General features: G+C 67.8%; 15 protein-coding genes. 9 read left to right on the top strand and 6 right to left on the bottom strand.

All coding sequences use genetic code 11. From position 1 onward, the window contains the following. Positions 1 to 8: 8 nt before the first annotated feature. The 3 genes from mreD to IPF36_RS08355 form a co-directional block, all read right to left on the bottom strand. Positions 9 to 521 (bottom strand): rod shape-determining protein MreD, encoded by a 513-nt coding sequence (mreD, locus tag IPF36_RS08365; protein ID WP_029047791.1) that lies wholly within the window; start codon positions 519 to 521, stop codon positions 9 to 11. After that, positions 518 to 1,510, bottom strand: a complete 993-nt coding sequence (gene mreC / locus IPF36_RS08360; protein WP_195427759.1) for a rod shape-determining protein MreC — start codon at positions 1,508 to 1,510, stop codon at positions 518 to 520. Before mreC ends, mreD begins: the two co-directional genes overlap by 4 nt. Before the next feature lie 196 nt (positions 1,511 to 1,706). Then, on the bottom strand, positions 1,707 to 2,750 hold the full coding sequence (locus IPF36_RS08355; protein ID WP_008648066.1) for a rod shape-determining protein: 1,044 nt from the start codon (positions 2,748 to 2,750) through the stop codon (positions 1,707 to 1,709). Positions 2,751 to 3,376: 626 nt separating this feature from the next. Between IPF36_RS08355 and gatC the strand changes: the two genes are divergently transcribed. The 5 genes from gatC (at position 3,377) to gatB (ending at position 8,420) form a co-directional block, all read left to right on the top strand. Continuing rightward, on the top strand, positions 3,377 to 3,676 hold the full coding sequence (gene gatC / locus IPF36_RS08350; RefSeq protein ID WP_133094970.1) for an Asp-tRNA(Asn)/Glu-tRNA(Gln) amidotransferase subunit GatC: 300 nt from the start codon (positions 3,377 to 3,379) through the stop codon (positions 3,674 to 3,676). 101 nt (positions 3,677 to 3,777) lie between these two features. Next, positions 3,778 to 5,283 carry an Asp-tRNA(Asn)/Glu-tRNA(Gln) amidotransferase subunit GatA gene (gatA, locus tag IPF36_RS08345; RefSeq protein WP_133094969.1) on the top strand — a complete coding sequence of 502 codons (1,506 nt, stop codon included), beginning with the start codon at positions 3,778 to 3,780 and terminating at the stop codon, positions 5,281 to 5,283. Positions 5,284 to 5,285: 2 nt separating this feature from the next. After that, positions 5,286 to 5,744 carry a hypothetical protein gene (locus IPF36_RS08340; protein WP_135704110.1) on the top strand — a complete coding sequence of 153 codons (459 nt, stop codon included), beginning with the start codon at positions 5,286 to 5,288 and terminating at the stop codon, positions 5,742 to 5,744. Between the two features lie 32 nt (positions 5,745 to 5,776). Beyond that, the gene (locus IPF36_RS08335) at positions 5,777 to 6,865 is read left to right on the top strand and encodes a dienelactone hydrolase family protein (protein ID WP_195427776.1); all 1,089 of its coding nucleotides are present in this window, start codon (positions 5,777 to 5,779) and stop codon (positions 6,863 to 6,865) included. A gap of 97 nt (positions 6,866 to 6,962) precedes the next feature. Then, a complete protein-coding gene (gene gatB, locus IPF36_RS08330) occupies positions 6,963 to 8,420 on the top strand; it encodes an Asp-tRNA(Asn)/Glu-tRNA(Gln) amidotransferase subunit GatB (RefSeq protein WP_133096689.1) in 1,458 nt (485 codons plus the stop codon). Between the two features lie 48 nt (positions 8,421 to 8,468). Here gatB and IPF36_RS08325 read toward each other — a convergent pair whose 3' ends face one another. Further along, positions 8,469 to 9,173 (bottom strand): tetratricopeptide repeat protein, encoded by a 705-nt coding sequence (locus tag IPF36_RS08325; protein ID WP_135704104.1) that lies wholly within the window; start codon positions 9,171 to 9,173, stop codon positions 8,469 to 8,471. A gap of 147 nt (positions 9,174 to 9,320) precedes the next feature. Further along, a complete protein-coding gene (locus IPF36_RS08320; protein ID WP_133096687.1) occupies positions 9,321 to 10,292 on the bottom strand; it encodes a magnesium and cobalt transport protein CorA in 972 nt (323 codons plus the stop codon). Positions 10,293 to 10,534: 242 nt separating this feature from the next. Between IPF36_RS08320 and minC the strand changes: the two genes are divergently transcribed. The 4 genes from minC (at position 10,535) to IPF36_RS08300 (ending at position 13,933) form a co-directional block, all read left to right on the top strand. Then, positions 10,535 to 11,365 (top strand): septum site-determining protein MinC, encoded by an 831-nt coding sequence (gene minC, locus IPF36_RS08315; protein ID WP_195427758.1) that lies wholly within the window; start codon positions 10,535 to 10,537, stop codon positions 11,363 to 11,365. Between the two features lie 67 nt (positions 11,366 to 11,432). After that, complete coding sequence (minD, locus tag IPF36_RS08310) at positions 11,433 to 12,248, top strand: septum site-determining protein MinD (RefSeq protein WP_029047801.1); 816 nt, start codon at positions 11,433 to 11,435, stop codon at positions 12,246 to 12,248. Between the two features lie 21 nt (positions 12,249 to 12,269). Further along, a complete protein-coding gene (minE, locus tag IPF36_RS08305) occupies positions 12,270 to 12,524 on the top strand; it encodes a cell division topological specificity factor MinE (protein ID WP_006164360.1) in 255 nt (84 codons plus the stop codon). Between the two features lie 329 nt (positions 12,525 to 12,853). After that, positions 12,854 to 13,933 (top strand): porin, encoded by a 1,080-nt coding sequence (locus IPF36_RS08300; protein WP_135704100.1) that lies wholly within the window; start codon positions 12,854 to 12,856, stop codon positions 13,931 to 13,933. A 94-nt stretch (positions 13,934 to 14,027) separates the two neighbouring features. Here the strand turns inward: IPF36_RS08300 and IPF36_RS08295 are convergent, their stop codons facing one another. Further along, a complete protein-coding gene (locus tag IPF36_RS08295; protein ID WP_133096684.1) occupies positions 14,028 to 14,735 on the bottom strand; it encodes a response regulator transcription factor in 708 nt (235 codons plus the stop codon). Positions 14,736 to 14,772: the final 37 nt, after the last annotated feature.

The raw sequence follows: 14,772 nt of genomic DNA, 5'->3' as shown, positions 1-14,772 counted from the left end.
ATCTGGCGTCAGATCGGACGCGTCTCGTCGACATCGCTCGAACGGCGCTGCGGCGCCAGCAGCAGGCTGGTCGCCAGCGGCCACAGCAGCGCCTCGATCGCCGGCGCCAGCAGCAGCGGCCAGCCGGGCAGCGGCGCGCCCATCGCCAGGCGGATCAGCACCGGCACCGCGTGCGCGATGAACAGCAGCGGCAGCACGTGCAGCGCCTGGGTGTAGACCGTGAACCACAGCACGCGGCGGTGGATGGTGATGGCAAAGTAGGCCAGCAGCGTATAGGCCAGCGCATGCTCGCCCAGCAGGCGCGCATCATGCACGTCCATCAGCAGGCCGAGCGCAAAGGCCACGCCCATGCCCACCTTGCGCGGCTGGTGGATGTTCCAGAACACCAGCACCAGCGCCACCATGTCGGGGATCCACAGCGTGTCGCCCCACGGCATCAGGTTGAACAGGAACGCCAGCACGAAGCTGAGCGCGATAAAGGCGGGATTGACCGGCCGCAGCAGGTATTGGGGGTTGGTCACCGTTGGCCCTCCCTGGCGTCCCTGGCGTCCCTGGCCTCTCTGGCGGAAGGCGCCTTGGCCGCCGCGGCGCTGGCCGCTGCCGCGCGTGCGGCGGCGGACTTGGCGCCCTTGACCGGCGCCTCGGGCTTGGACTCGACGGTCTCGCGCGGCGGGATCGCGGAGTCGTAGCGCACCACCAGCAGCTGCCGGTGCGCGCGCACGCCTGCCACCGGCTCGCAGTAGATGCGCGAGAACGCGGTGTCGGCCTTGCGCTCGATATGGACGATCTTCGCCACCGGCAGCCCCGGCGGATAGATGCCGTCCAGCCCCGACGTCACCAGCAGGTCGCCCTGCTGCAGGTCGGCGGCGGCGGCCATGAAGCGCAGGTCCAGCTGGCCCGCGCGCGCGCCGCCGAAGGCGACGCTGCGCAGGCCGTTGCGCACCACCTGCACGGGGATCGCCTGGTCCTTGTCGGTCAGCAGCGTCACTTCGGACTGGAACGGCGACACGCGCGTGACCTGGCCCACCACGCCGCGCTCGTCGATCACCGGGTAGCCGGCGCGCAGGCCCTGCTGGCTGCCCTTGTCGATCACGATGCGCTGGCTGTAGGGGTCGCGCGCGTCATAGAGGATCTCAGCCGCCGTCACCGGCGTGGCCGATTGCTGGGCCAGGCCCAGCAGCTTGCGCAGCTGGTTGTTCTCGGCCTCAAGCTGCGCCTGGCGCACCGAGGCCTCGGCCTGCTGCACGGCGATCTGGCGCAGTTCGCGGTTCTCGGAGGCGAGGATCGCCGAAGACTGCGCGTAGTCGAACACCGTGCGCAGCGCGTCGCGTGGCACCAGCACCAGGCGTTCGACCGGCATCAGCACGGTGGCGGCCACCTGCCGGCCAACGCTGAGCGCGTTGAAACGGGCGTCGATCACCAGCAGCGCCAGCGCGATGCCCACGTAGAGCACCAGCCTGGCGACAGCGGAGGAGCCTTGCTTGAAGAGCGGCGGAGGAGAGTAATCCATTTACCCGAACGCAGGCCGGTGCACGCATGCGAATGCCGCAAACACCGCGCCGCCCGCGGTGCCGCGCCCGGGGTGGGCACGGCGCCGCAGGGCGGCGGGCGTTGCCGGGGCGATCCCCCGGCGGATGCGGCGCCGCGACACCGCCCTGATCCAACGATCCGGCAGGCCGCGCATCGCCACGTGCAGTTCCTGGTGCTTACTCGTAGGAGAAGATGCTGCCCAGCTTGTCCATGCGTTCCAGCGCCATGCCGGAGCCGCGCACCACGCAGGTCAGCGGGTCTTCGGCGACCAGCACCGGCAGGCCGGTTTCCTCGGCCAGCAGGCGATCCAGGTCGCGCAGCAGCGCGCCGCCGCCGGTCAGCATCATGCCGCGCTCGGCGATGTCGGCGCCCAGTTCCGGCGGGGTCTGTTCCAGCGCGATCTTCACCGCCGACACGATCTGGTTCAGCGGGTCGGTCAGGGCTTCCAGGATTTCATTGGACGAAACGGTAAAGGCGCGCGGGATGCCCTCGGAAAGGTTGCGGCCCTTGACTTCCATCTCGCGGACTTCGGAGCCCGGGAAGGCCGAGCCGATTTCCTTCTTGATCGCTTCGGCGGTCTGCTCGCCGATCAGCATGCCGTAGTTGCGGCGGATGTAGTTGACGATGGCCTCGTCGAACTTGTCGCCGCCGACGCGCACCGAACCCTTGTAGACCATGCCGCCCAGCGAGATGATGCCCACCTCGGTGGTGCCGCCGCCAATGTCCACCACCATCGAGCCCGACGGCTCCGACACCGGCAGGCCGGCGCCGATCGCGGCCGACATCGGCTCCTCGATCAGGTACACCTGGCTGGCGCCGGCGCCCAGGGCGGATTCACGGATGGCGCGGCGCTCGACCTGGGTCGAGCCGCACGGCACGCAGATGATGATGCGCGGGCTCGGGCGCAGCAGCTTGCTGTCGTGCACCATCTTGATGAATTGCTTGAGCATCTGCTCGGTGACGGTGAAGTCGGCGATCACGCCATCCTTCATCGGGCGGATCGCCTCGATGTTGCCCGGCACCTTGCCCAGCATCTGCTTGGCTTCCTTGCCCACCGCCGTGATCGTCTTCTTGGCGTTGGGGCCGCCTTCCTGGCGGATCGCGACGACCGAGGGCTCGTCCAGCACGATGCCCTTGTCGCGCATGTAGATCAGCGTGTTGGCGGTGCCGAGGTCGATCGCCAGGTCGTTGGAGAAGTAGCTGCGGAGAAATCCGAACATCAGGAGTCCTGTCTGTGATGGTGTTCGCGGGTAGGCGAAGCGGCCGGCGCCGCGGGCGGCCCGGCCACGAATTGCTTGGGTGTTGAATACGGAATGGTTCTCGGCTTCCCGGCCCGCCCACGCTCCGGCGCGGTGGGCCCGGGCCGGGTGCTGGATTGGAGTCGGGTTCGGCACCGCCGCCGTCATGCCGCGCAGGCCGGCCCTACGGGAACCTTTGATTAGACCTCGCGAGAAAGTTCGCGACGATGCGCACGAAAATGTGCAGGCACCGGCGCGTCATGACCCGTTGCATTCGGGCGTGTCGTGGCCGGTGGCAAAGGCCTAATCAGAGGACCCAGGTTCGCCCTTCGGGCACCTTCGGCCGCCAGGCACGGCGGGCCAGCCGGGGACCGGCTTGCGGCAAAGTGACGAAGGCGTTGCCAAAGGTCGGGAGCACGCAATGATACCTTATAATTCCTGCTGCTTCGGGCGTTTACGGCCTGAAAAACCCTGTAATTCCGATGGCTCCGTTGCGCCGTTGCAGCGTCCCGGAGCCGCCCTGTCCGACCGCGCGACGCCACCGCCGCACGGCCGGCCGCCGGCCGCTGCCGGCACCTTCCGCATCCGAGCATCCGAACCACCACGCCATGGCCCTCGACCTATCCGACGTCAAGCGCATCGCCCACCTGGCCCGCATCGAAACCAGCGATGACGAGGCCGAACAGACGCTTGCGCAGCTGAACAACTTTTTCTCGCTGGTCGAGCAGATGCAGGCGGTCGACACCACCGGCATCGAGCCGCTGGCGCACCCGCTGTCGGCCGTACGCGACATGGTGCAGCGCCTGCGTGACGATGCAGTCACCGAGAGCGACCGCCGCGACGACTACCAGCGCCCCGCCCCGGCCACCGAGAACGGGCTGTACCTGGTGCCCAAGGTCATCGAGTGACCTGCGCCGGCCGCGCGCTGCCAATCCTTGTCGAAGCTTGCAGGATCTTGCCGCCCGGCCGACCCAGCCAGTACGCCACCCCGAATGCCAACCCGACTGTCATGCCCTTTTCCGCTGATTCCGTGACCTCCCTGCGCCAGCTCGCCGACGCCCTGGCCGCGCGCACCGTCTCCGCCGAGGAACTCGCGCGCGAGTACCTGTCCCGCATCGAGCAGGCCGCCGCGCTCAACGCCTTTATCCACGTCGACCCCGAGCGCACCCTGGCGCAGGCGCGCGCCGCCGACGAGCGCCGCGCGCGCGGCGAGGCCGCGCCGCTGACCGGCGTGCCGGTCGCGCACAAGGACGTGTTCGTCACCCGCGGCTGGCGCGCCACCGCCGGCTCGAAGATGCTGGGCAACTATGAAAGCCCGTTCGACGCCACCGTGGTCGAGCGCATGGCCGCCGCCGGCATGGTCACGCTGGGCAAGACCAACATGGACGAATTCGCGATGGGCTCGTCCAACGAGAACTCGCATTTCGGCCCGGTGCGCAACCCGTGGGACACCAGCCGCGTGCCCGGCGGCTCGTCGGGCGGCTCGGCCGCGGCCGTCGCCGCCGGCCTGGCGCCCGCCGCCACCGGCACCGACACCGGCGGCTCGATCCGCCAGCCGGCGTCGTTCTCGGGCATCACCGGCATCAAGCCGACCTACGGCCGCGTGTCGCGCTACGGCATGATCGCCTTCGCCTCGTCGCTGGACCAGGGCGGCCCGATGGCGCACTCCGCCGAGGATTGCGCGCTGCTGCTCAACGCCATGGCCGGCTTCGACCCCAAGGACTCGACCAGCATCCCGCCGGAGCAAGGCGGCGTGGACGAGGACTACACGCGCCTGCTGGGCCAGCCGCGCGCCGGCGCCAGCGCCGAGCGCCCGCTGGCGGGCCTGCGCATCGGCCTGCCGAAGGAATACTTCGGCAAGGGCCTGTCGGCCGACGTCGAACAGGCCGTGCGCGCCGCGCTGGCCGAGTATGAAAAGCTGGGCGCCACGCTGGTGGAGGTGTCGCTGCCCAAGACCGAGCTGTCGATCCCGGTGTACTACGTGATCGCGCCGGCGGAGGCTTCGTCGAACCTGTCGCGCTTCGACGGCGTGCGCTATGGCCACCGCGCCGCCGAGTACCGCGACTTGCTCGACATGTACAAGAAGAGCCGCGCCGAAGGCTTCGGCCCGGAGGTCAAGCGCCGCATCCTGGTGGGCACCTATGTGCTCTCGCACGGCTACTACGACGCCTACTACCTGCAGGCGCAGAAGATCCGCCGCATCATCGCCGACGACTTCCAGCGCGCCTTCGCCCAGTGCGACGTGATCATGGGCCCGGTGGCGCCGACGGTGGCGTGGAAGCTGGGCGAGAAGACCTCGGACCCGGTGCAGATGTACCTGGCCGATATCTTCACGCTCTCGACCAGCCTGGCCGGCCTGCCCGGCATGAGCGTGCCGTGCGGCTTCGGCGATGGCAACATGCCCGTGGGCCTGCAGCTGATCGGCAACTACTTCGACGAGGCGCGCCTGCTGCAGGCCGCGCACGCGTTCCAGCAGGCGACCGACTGGCACCTGCGCCGCCCCGCCAAGGCCTGACCATGAACCCGACCTTCCTCCGGCTGCTCGCCGCCCTGGTATTCGCCACGCTGGTGGCGGGCTGTATCCAGCTGCCGATCATCGGCAAGCCCACGCCCATCGCCAGCCGCGACATCGACCTGGCCGGCGACTGCCGCCGCACCGAGGAAGACGGCTTCCGCGAGGACGCCCAGCTGCGCGTTTCCGACAACACCGTGCAGCAGCTATCGTGGAAGCTGTGGGTGGGCCGGCGCGGCTCGTGCACCTTCAACCTGGCCGACTTCCGCCAGGTCCAGAGAAAGCCGCATATCGAGCTGCGCGCCAACGACGGCAGCGGCTGCAAGCTGATGGTCTGGCAGGACCCGCGCCGCGTCACGCTGGCGCATGCCAACTGCCAGCAGCGCTGCACGCCCGGCATCTATGAACAGGCCTGGCCCGTGATGTTCGAGCCCGGCAGCGGCGGCTGCGCCGCCACGCGCTGATAACCGCAGATACCGCAACCGACATGCCGCGCATGCCCGCCTTCCGGCCCCACCCTGCCAGCGCCAGCCGCGCCGCGCGCCGCGCTGCGGCGGTGATGGCGCTCGGCCTGGTTGCGTGGTCGGGCGGCGCCGCGGCGCATGCACCCGACCTGCCGCCGCCGGCGCTGGTACAGCCGCCGCTGCTGTCGCCGGCCGGCGCGCTGGCGCCGGGCACGGTGACGCGCCAGGGAGCCGGGCCGGCGACGGCAGCCACCAGCGCGGCGCCGGTGCCCGCGCAGCGCGTGCTGCTGCGCGGCGATGCCGCCACGCCGGCGCTGACCGCCTACTGGTTCGTGCCGCGCGAAGGCGCCACGCCGCGCGCATTGCCGGTAGTGGTGGCGCTGCATGGCTGCGGCGGCCTGCTGTCCCCGCGTGACCCCATGGCCACCAGCGACGGCGCCGACGCCTCGGCGCTGCTGCAGCAACGCTACCGCGAATACGCCCAGTGGCTGACCGCGCGCGGCTACGCCGTGCTGATGCCCGACAGCTTCAGCGCCCGCGGCAAACCGCACGGCATCTGCACCGAGCCGATCGACAACCGCGGCATCGACGACCGCACGCGCCGCGCCGATGCGCTGGCCGCATTGCGCTGGCTGGGCAGCCAGCCGGGCGTCGACCCCGCGCGCATCGTGCTGCTGGGCTGGTCCAACGGCGCGCAGGCGGTGCTGGCCACCGTCGACGCCAGCCGCCCGTGGCCGGCCGGCACGCCGCAGGTGGAACGCGCCGTCGCGTTCTATCCCGGCTGCAAGCGCGCGGTGCGCCAGCACGATTACCGGCTGCGCACCCCCATGCTGCTGATGATCGGCGGCGCCGACGACTGGACGCCCGCGACGCGCTGCGCCATGCTGCAGTCCGCCGTGCTGGCGCGCCAGCCCAACGCGCGCTTCCGGCTCGAGATCTACCCCGGCGCCCATCACGGCTTTGACGGCACCAGCGAGCTGCACGTCCGCCACGACGTGCCCGCTGCCGGCAACGGCGGCGGCGTGCGCAAGGCGCGCGCGGTGACCGTCGGCGGCGACGCGGTGGCGCGCGCCGCGGCGCTCGCGCAACTCGATTCCTGGCTCGCCAGCCCCGACCCCTGAGGCGCACCGAGGGCCCGCAGCCAGACAGACCCAACCCGGGGCGGCCCGCCGCCCCGCCGTAACAGACAGAACGAAAGAACCGAACAGGAATACCGCCATGCAATGGGAAGTGGTGATCGGCCTCGAAACGCACGCGCAGCTTTCGACGGCCTCCAAGATTTTTTCTGGCACGTCCACCGCCTTCGGGGCCGAGGCCAACACGCAGGCCTCGCCGGTGGACCTGGCGCTGCCCGGCGTGCTGCCGGTGCTCAACAAGGGCGCGGTCGAGCGCGCGATCCAGTTCGGCCTGGCGATCGGCGCTACCATCGCGCCGCGCAGCATCTTCGCGCGCAAGAATTACTTCTACCCCGACCTGCCCAAGGGCTACCAGATCAGCCAGTATGAGATCCCGGTGGTCCAGGGCGGCACCATCACCATCCAGGTCGAAGGCAAGAAGGGCGAGTTCTACGAGAAAACCGTCAACCTGACGCGCGCGCACCTGGAAGAAGACGCGGGCAAGTCGCTGCACGAGGACTTCGCCGGCATGACCGGCATCGACCTGAACCGCGCAGGCACGCCGCTGCTCGAGATCGTCACCGAGCCCGACATGCGCAGCGCCGCCGAAGCGGTGGCCTACGCCAAGGCACTGCACTCGCTGGTGGTGTGGCTGGGCATCTGCGACGGCAATATGCAGGAGGGCAGCTTCCGTTGCGACGCCAACGTGTCGGTGCGCCCGGTCGGCCAGAAGGAATTCGGCACGCGCCGCGAGATCAAGAACCTGAACTCGTTCCGCTTCCTGCAGCAGGCCATCGAATACGAAGTGCAGTGGCAGATCGCAGAAATCGAGGACGGCCGCAAGATCCAGCAGGCCACCGTGCTGTTCGATCCGGACACCGGCGAGACCCGCGCGATGCGCACCAAGGAAGACGCGCACGACTACCGCTACTTCCCTGACCCGGACCTGATGCCGCTGGAGATCGAACCGGCCTGGATCGAGCGCGTGCGCAATGCGCTGCCGGAGCTGCCGGCCGCGATGCAGGCGCGCTTTGTGTCGCAATACGGCTTGTCGGCGTATGACGCGACCACGCTGACCGCGACCAAGGCATTTGCCGCCTACTACGAGGCCGTGGTCGCCGATGCCGGCGCCGCCAACGCCAAGCCCGCCGCCAACTGGCTGATGGGCGACGTGGCCTCGCAACTGAACCGCGAAGGCATCGCCATCGACGACGCACCGGTCAAGCCGGCGCAGCTGGCCAGGCTGCTGGCGCGCATCGCCGACGGCACGGTCTCGAACAACACCGCCAAGAAGGACGTGTTCCCGGCCATGTGGGCTGGCGAGCACGACGGCGATGCCGACGCCATCATCGCCGCCAAGGGCCTGAAGCAGATGTCGGACAGCGGCGAGCTGGAGAAGATCATCGACGACGTGCTGGCGGCCAACGCCAAGTCGGTCGAGGAATTCCGCTCGGGCAAGGAAAAGGCGTTCAATGCGCTGGTCGGCCAGGCGATGAAGGCGACCAAGGGCAAGGCCAATCCGGCGCAGGTGAACGAGCTGCTGAGGAAGAAGCTGGGCTGATCCAGGCCTGCCAGCTGTTTGCTACCTCTCCCGCGATGCGGGAGAGGACTACATCCCCGCCCTCCCCTTCACCGTCTCCTCCAGCAGCGACCTCAGCTTCGCCAGCGCACCCGGATCCCCGCGTGCCGCCGAGCGCGCATACCAGATCTTCGCCTGCTCGATATCGCGGTCGACCACGCCAGGCTCGCCGTGCTCATAGAAGCTGCCGACGATGTACTGCGCCCCGCCATCTCCCGCACTCGCCGCGCGCCGGTACCACGCAAACGCCTGCGCATAGTCGCGCGGCACGCCGCGACCGGTGAAGTAGTTCGTTGCCAGCTCCATCTGCGCCTGCACGTGCCCGCCTTGCGCCGCGCGCTCATACCAGCGGTTCGCCTCTTCGAGCGATTTCGGCACCAGCTGGCCGCGCTCGTACAGATCGCCCCAGGTGTATTGCGCATGCGTCATGCCGTTGTCGGCCGCCCTGCGCAGCCACACCAGGGCCTCTTGCGGCCGCGCAGCGGTGCCCTCGCCACGCAGCAGCATCATCGCGTAGTTGAATTGCGCCAGGCGGTTGCCCTGGCGCGCGGCGCTGGAGAAGCCCTGCAAGGCCTCGTCGAAGCGGCCCGACTCATAGGCAGCAACGGCGTCGCGGGTCTGCGTCTGTGCGGGGGCGGGCGGCTGGGGTGCGGCGGCGGCGGGCGGCAGGCACAGCCATGCACAGCAGAGGATGCCGGCCAGCACGGCGGCATGCGGGGAACGGGCTTTCGACATGGCGGACTCCGGGCGCGGCGCCTTCTTTGCTCCAGTGTAGGAGTCAGCGGGGGCACCCGGTAGGCGGGCCAGTTTATCGATGCGAATAATCAATCATATGAAAAATAATGATCCGTCATTCTTAGCATCAATAAATTAGCGATCGGATCATATCCATCCCGCGCGGTGGAGCCGCCGCCATAGCAGTCCGCACGCCACCGCCGTCACGCCGATCACTGCCGGGTAGGCGTAGTGGAGAGTCAGCTCCGGCATGAAATCGAAGTTCATCCCGTACAGGCTGAACACCACCGTCGGGAGCGCCAGGATCGCGCCCCAGCCGGCAAGCCGCTTGACCACCTCGTTCTGGCCCACCGTCACCAGTGCCAGGTTGACCTGCACCGCGGTGGTCAGCATTTCGCGGATCACGTCCAGCGTGCGCACCAGCCGGCTGGCGTGGTCCTCGATGTCCCGGAAGTAGGCGCGCAGTTCCTTCGGCACCAGCTCCTCGTGCAGGCGGATCAGCTGGCTGCACATGTCTTCCACCGGGCTGACCGCATTGCGCAGGCGCAGCACCTGGCGCTTGACCCGGTACAGATTCTCGATCGCCCCGCGGTCGAACTCGTCGCGGAAGATGCCCTGCTCCAGGTCCTCCAGCGTGTCTTCCAGCCGCGTGACGATCGGCAGGTAGTGATCGACCACGAAGTCCATCAGCGCGTACAGCACGTAGCCGGGTCCGTTCGCCAGGCCTTGCGGGTCGCTTTCGCAGCGCTCGCGCACCGGAGTGTAGGCGCTGCTCGCACCATGGCGCACCGAGACCACGTAGTTGGGACCGACGAACAAATGCGTCTCGCCGACCACCACTTCGTCCTCGGCCAGCTGCGCCGTGTTGAGCACGACGAACACCGAATCGCCATAGGCCTCCAGCTTGGGCCGCTGGTGCGCATCGAGCGCATCTTCCACCGCCAGGTCGTGCAGGCCGAAGGCGAGCTGCACCTTGCGCAGCAGCGTCAGGTCTGGCTCATGCAGCCCGAGCCAGACAAAAGTGCCGGGCACGCCCAGCACCGTGGGGATCTCTTCCATGCCGACCGTGCCGAGCCGCTGGCCCTGCCGGTAGGCCACGCAATTGACGATGGCGCCCATGGGAACTCCGCTGTCCAATGGCGCAATCGTAACAAGGCTTTGCAAATTGCTACGGCGGCGAGAGCCGGCCCTGCGTGTCGCCGGTCACTCGGCGCCGGCGGTGCGAGCCGCGTGCTGCACAACGCGCGGGCAGATGGAACGCACAGGGCACCTATTGCGGCTCGATCTCACGGATCGCGCCAATTGTTACAGTTCGCGTGTAAGACAACGTTAGAATGTGGCATTTCCACGGTCACCCGGCTATGTCCCAGAAGAAATCGCCACGCTTCGAGCTGCGCAGTGGCAACGTCGATGCCCTCCTTCTCGCCCTCCAGACCGCCGACATGGCTGCGCTGCGGGATGACCTCCTCTCCCGGTTCGAAGCCACTCCCGATTTCTTCTCCAATGACGTGATCGCGCTGGACCTGCGCGCGCTCGAGGACGATAGCGAAGTCGCGCTCGGCACGGTGATCGAGACCCTGGCCACGCTCAAGGCACGCGCCATCGGCGTGGTGGCCCGCGCCGGCCAGCGCGAATGGGCCGAGCGCTTCGGTCTGCCGCTGCTCGACAGCCAGAGCCGCCGCGGCAGCGGTGCCGGCGCCGATCGTGCCGCCGAGGCCAAGGCCGCCGCCGAGGCGGAACAGGCCGCTGCTCAGGCCGCCGCGCAAGCCGCGGCCGAGCAGGCCGCGCGCGAAGACGCCGTCCGCGCCGCCGCGCAGGCCACCACCGACGCCGCGGTCGCCGCCGCGGTGCGCCAGCACCAGACCCTGCTGATCGACAAGCCGCTGCGCTCGGGCCAGCAGGTCTACGCGCACGGCGACGTGGTGATCCTCGACGTGGTCAGCTATGGCGCCGAGGTCATTGCCGAAGGCAACATCCATATCTATGCCCCGCTGCGCGGCCGCGCGCTGGCGGGCGTCAAGGGCAACACCGCTGCGCGCATCTTCAGCACGTGCATGGAGCCCGAACTCATTTCCATTGCCGGCATCTACCGTACCGCGGAGCAGACGCTCCCGGCCGACGTGCTCGGCAAGACGGCCCAGGTACGCCTGGCCGAAGAAAAACTGATCCTCGAGGCGCTGCGGCTCAAGTAACCGCACCGGCATCGGGGACCCCAATCAAGCAGCGCAAGCTTCAACCTAATTACTGGACCAAAGAGCCATGGCAAAAATCATCGTTGTGACCTCCGGCAAGGGAGGCGTCGGCAAGACCACCACCAGCGCCAGCTTTGCCGCCGGCCTGGCCCTGCGTGGCCACAAGACTGCCGTGATCGACTTCGACGTCGGCCTGCGCAACCTCGACCTGATCATGGGTTGCGAGCGCCGCGTGGTGTACGACCTGATCAACGTGGTGCAGGGCGAAGCCAACCTGCGCCAGGCGCTGATCAAGGACAAGAAGTGCGAAAACCTGTTCATCCTGCCGGCCTCGCAGACGCGCGACAAGGACGCGCTGACCAAGGAAGGCGTGGAGAAGGTCATCAACGGCCTGATCGAGATGGACTTCGAGTACATCGTGTGCGATTCGCCCGCGGGCATCGAGTCGGGCGCGCTGATGGCGATGTACTTTGCCGATGAGGCACTGATCGTCACCAACCCCGAAGTGTCCTCGGTGCGCGATTCGGACCGCATCCTCGGCATCCTGTCGTCCAAGACCAAGCGCGCCAGCGAAGGCGGCGATCCGATCAAGGAACACCTGCTGATCACCCGCTACAACCCCAAGCGCGTGCACGGCGGCGAGATGCTGTCGCTGACCGACATCCAGGAAATCCTGCGCATCAAGCTGATCGGCGTGGTGCCGGAATCGGAAGCCGTCCTGCACGCATCGAACCAGGGCACGCCCGCCATCCACCTGGAAGGCAGCGACGTAGCCGACGCCTATGGCGACGTGGTGGACCGCTTCCTCGGCAAGGACAAGCCGATGCGCTTCACCGACTACCAGAAGCCGGGGCTGTTCTCCCGCATCTTCGGCAACAAATAAACGGTCCGGAGGCTCATCCCAATGTCGATCCTTTCCTTCCTGCTGGGGGAGAAGAAAAAGTCCGCGTCGGTCGCCAAGGAGCGGCTGCAGATCATTCTCGCCCACGAGCGCACCGGCCATTCCGCCCCCGCCGACTACCTGCCCGCGTTGCAGCGCGAGCTGGTGGCGGTGATTTCCAAGTACGTCAAGATCAGCGACCAGGACCTGCGCGTCAGCCTCGAGCGCCAGGACAACCTCGAGGTGCTCGAAGTCAAGATCGAGATCCCGCAAGGCTGATCCCGGTCGCCATAGCCCGGTCCCCATCCGTCCCGCTACAGGCCAGGGCGCAGTGTCTGCGTCCTGGCCTGTAGTCTTTTGCGCTCCGCCATCAGTTCACCAGCCCAGTGCCCAAGCGGCCTGGGGCATTGCGCGTCGCACCAAAACTGGAATTTGTAGCGGCGAGACAACGAATTCGCACCAAAATCCTGCTTGAAAGCCGGGCTTGGCGGACATTTGTGTCCTTACTGCTTACGTTTTGTTAAATTTTCGCCGGCGTTTACACGAAACGTAGACCTTCTCCCTGCCGTGATCCGGCAGAGAACAGTACAAGACAGAAAAGGAGCACCATGAAGAAATCGGCCATCGTCCTCGCAGCCGGCAGCCTGTTGGCAGGTTCGGCATTCGCCCAGTCGTCCGTCACCCTGTACGGTATCGTTGACCAGAGCATCCGCTTCCAGACGAACTCGAGCGCCAACAACGACAACTCGTGGGAACTGACCAACGGCGCAGTGACCAACAGCCGCTGGGGTATCAAGGGCAGCGAAGCGCTGGGCAACAACCTGAAGGCGATCTTCCAGCTGGAAAACGGCTTCGATCCGGACACCGGCCGTGCCAACCAGGGTGGCCGCCTGTTCGGCCGTCAAGCCTATGTGGGCCTGTCGGGCGACTTCGGCACGATCAAGCTGGGCCGCCAGTACACCGAAGGCTTTAATTTCTTCGGCGACTTCGATCCGCTGACCATCGGCAACTACACCAACAACGCCTGGCCGTTCTTCCTGACCAACTTCCGTAACGACAACGTCGTCAGCTACGGCGGCAAGTTCGGCGGCCTGGACGTTGGCGCCAGCTACGGCTTCGGCGAGCAGCCGGGCAGCATGAGCCAGAACCAGTACTGGGGCACGCGTGCCGCTTACACCTACGGTCCGTTCGCCGTCGGCGGCGTGTACCAGGAAGTGCGCAACACCACCGGCCAGAAGCAGCAAATGTGGGGCGCTGCCGGTAAGTACTCGATCGGCCCGGCAAAGATCTTCCTGGGCTACATCGGCGGCCAGGACCGCACCGGTTCGGTCGACGCTTCGCTGAACTTCACCGGCGGCGCGACGAACAACCCGGTCCCGGCTGGCGGCAACTTCGCGGCTAACCCGCGCAAGGACACCATCGGCTACATCGGCATGACCTACCAGGCCACCCCGGCCCTGGCCCTGACCGGCGTGTTCTACGGCGACTACGTCGAGAACGTCAACGGCGTGAGCGACAACAACGGCCGCCGCTACACCGGCGTGCTGCTGGCCGAGTACTCGCTGTCCAAGCGCACCCAGGTCTATGGCACCGTGGACTTCAACAAGGTCTCGGGCGGCACCATCACCGAAATGCCGGGCCGCAACAACCAGACCGGCGCTGCCGTCGGTATCCGCCACATCTTCTGATCGTTACCCCATCAGCAGTCCCTGGCGAAAGGCACCTTCGGGTGCCTTTTTTTCATTGGCGTGCGCTGCCCTCGTGCCTGCCCTCATGCTTCCCTCACGCGGCGGCGCGCTCGATCCGTTCCAGCCGGTAGCCATGCGTGTAGACGGGCGTCAGCCGCAGCGCCTGCGACGCCTGCAGGCCGAGCTTGCTGCGCACGCGCGACACATGGGTATCGATGGTGCGCGACAGCGAAGAGATCTCGCGCCCCCAGACCGCGGCGGTGATGTGGTCGCGCGTGACGATGCGGCCCTCGTTGCGGAACAGCAGCACGGCGAGGTCGAACTCCTTGGGCGTCAGGCAGATGGGATGCCCGTTGCAGGTGGCCGTGCGCATGGCGCAGTCGAAGGCGTATTCGCCCAGCCGCAGCGGGGCGTGCGGCGACTGCACCGGGGGATAGGCGCGCCGCAGCAGGCATTCCACACGGGCCGACAGTTCGGCGGGACGCACCGGCTTGACCATGTAGTCGTCGGCGCCCGCGGCGAGCGCGCTGATGATGTCCTGCTCGGCATCGCGCCCGCTGAGGAACATCACCGGCACGCGCCGGTCGAGATGCGTGCGCACCCACGCCAGCACCTCGCGCCCGGACAGGTCCGGCATCGACCAGTCGAGCAGCAGCAGGTCGAAGCACGCATTACGCAGCGCCAGCAGCAGCTTGCGACTTTCGGTGAAGGTCACGCACTCATGCCCGCCGCCGGCGATGATCCGGCGGATCAGCGCCGCATCGGCGGGCGCGTCCTCTAGCGATGCAATCTTCTTTCCCATGTGTGGTCTCCGGCGACGTTCGCCCGCAGCGCACAGT

This window comes from Cupriavidus sp. IK-TO18 (assembly GCF_015549295.1).
Classification (GTDB): Bacteria; Pseudomonadota; Gammaproteobacteria; order Burkholderiales; family Burkholderiaceae; genus Cupriavidus; species Cupriavidus oxalaticus_A.
This window is presented reverse-complemented; position numbering and strand designations above follow the sequence as displayed.

Excerpts from the sequence above, each read along its gene's own strand:
- minD (WP_029047801.1), top strand. The coding sequence starts at position 11,433 with ATGGCAAAAATCATCGTTGTGACCTCCGGCAAGGGAGGCGTCGGCAAG.
- gatB (WP_133096689.1), top strand. The coding sequence starts at position 6,963 with ATGCAATGGGAAGTGGTGATCGGCCTCGAAACGCACGCGCAGCTTTCG.
- IPF36_RS08335 (WP_195427776.1), top strand. The coding sequence starts at position 5,777 with ATGCCCGCCTTCCGGCCCCACCCTGCCAGCGCCAGCCGCGCCGCGCGC.
- IPF36_RS08295 (WP_133096684.1), bottom strand. The coding sequence starts at position 14,735 with ATGGGAAAGAAGATTGCATCGCTAGAGGACGCGCCCGCCGATGCGGCG.
- gatC (WP_133094970.1), top strand. The coding sequence starts at position 3,377 with ATGGCCCTCGACCTATCCGACGTCAAGCGCATCGCCCACCTGGCCCGC.
- IPF36_RS08300 (WP_135704100.1), top strand. The coding sequence starts at position 12,854 with ATGAAGAAATCGGCCATCGTCCTCGCAGCCGGCAGCCTGTTGGCAGGT.
- IPF36_RS08320 (WP_133096687.1), bottom strand. The coding sequence starts at position 10,292 with ATGGGCGCCATCGTCAATTGCGTGGCCTACCGGCAGGGCCAGCGGCTC.
- gatA (WP_133094969.1), top strand. The coding sequence starts at position 3,778 with ATGCCCTTTTCCGCTGATTCCGTGACCTCCCTGCGCCAGCTCGCCGAC.
- IPF36_RS08325 (WP_135704104.1), bottom strand. The coding sequence starts at position 9,173 with ATGTCGAAAGCCCGTTCCCCGCATGCCGCCGTGCTGGCCGGCATCCTC.
- IPF36_RS08340 (WP_135704110.1), top strand. The coding sequence starts at position 5,286 with ATGAACCCGACCTTCCTCCGGCTGCTCGCCGCCCTGGTATTCGCCACG.
- mreC (WP_195427759.1), bottom strand. The coding sequence starts at position 1,510 with ATGGATTACTCTCCTCCGCCGCTCTTCAAGCAAGGCTCCTCCGCTGTC.
- minC (WP_195427758.1), top strand. The coding sequence starts at position 10,535 with ATGTCCCAGAAGAAATCGCCACGCTTCGAGCTGCGCAGTGGCAACGTC.
- minE (WP_006164360.1), top strand. The coding sequence starts at position 12,270 with ATGTCGATCCTTTCCTTCCTGCTGGGGGAGAAGAAAAAGTCCGCGTCG.
- IPF36_RS08355 (WP_008648066.1), bottom strand. The coding sequence starts at position 2,750 with ATGTTCGGATTTCTCCGCAGCTACTTCTCCAACGACCTGGCGATCGAC.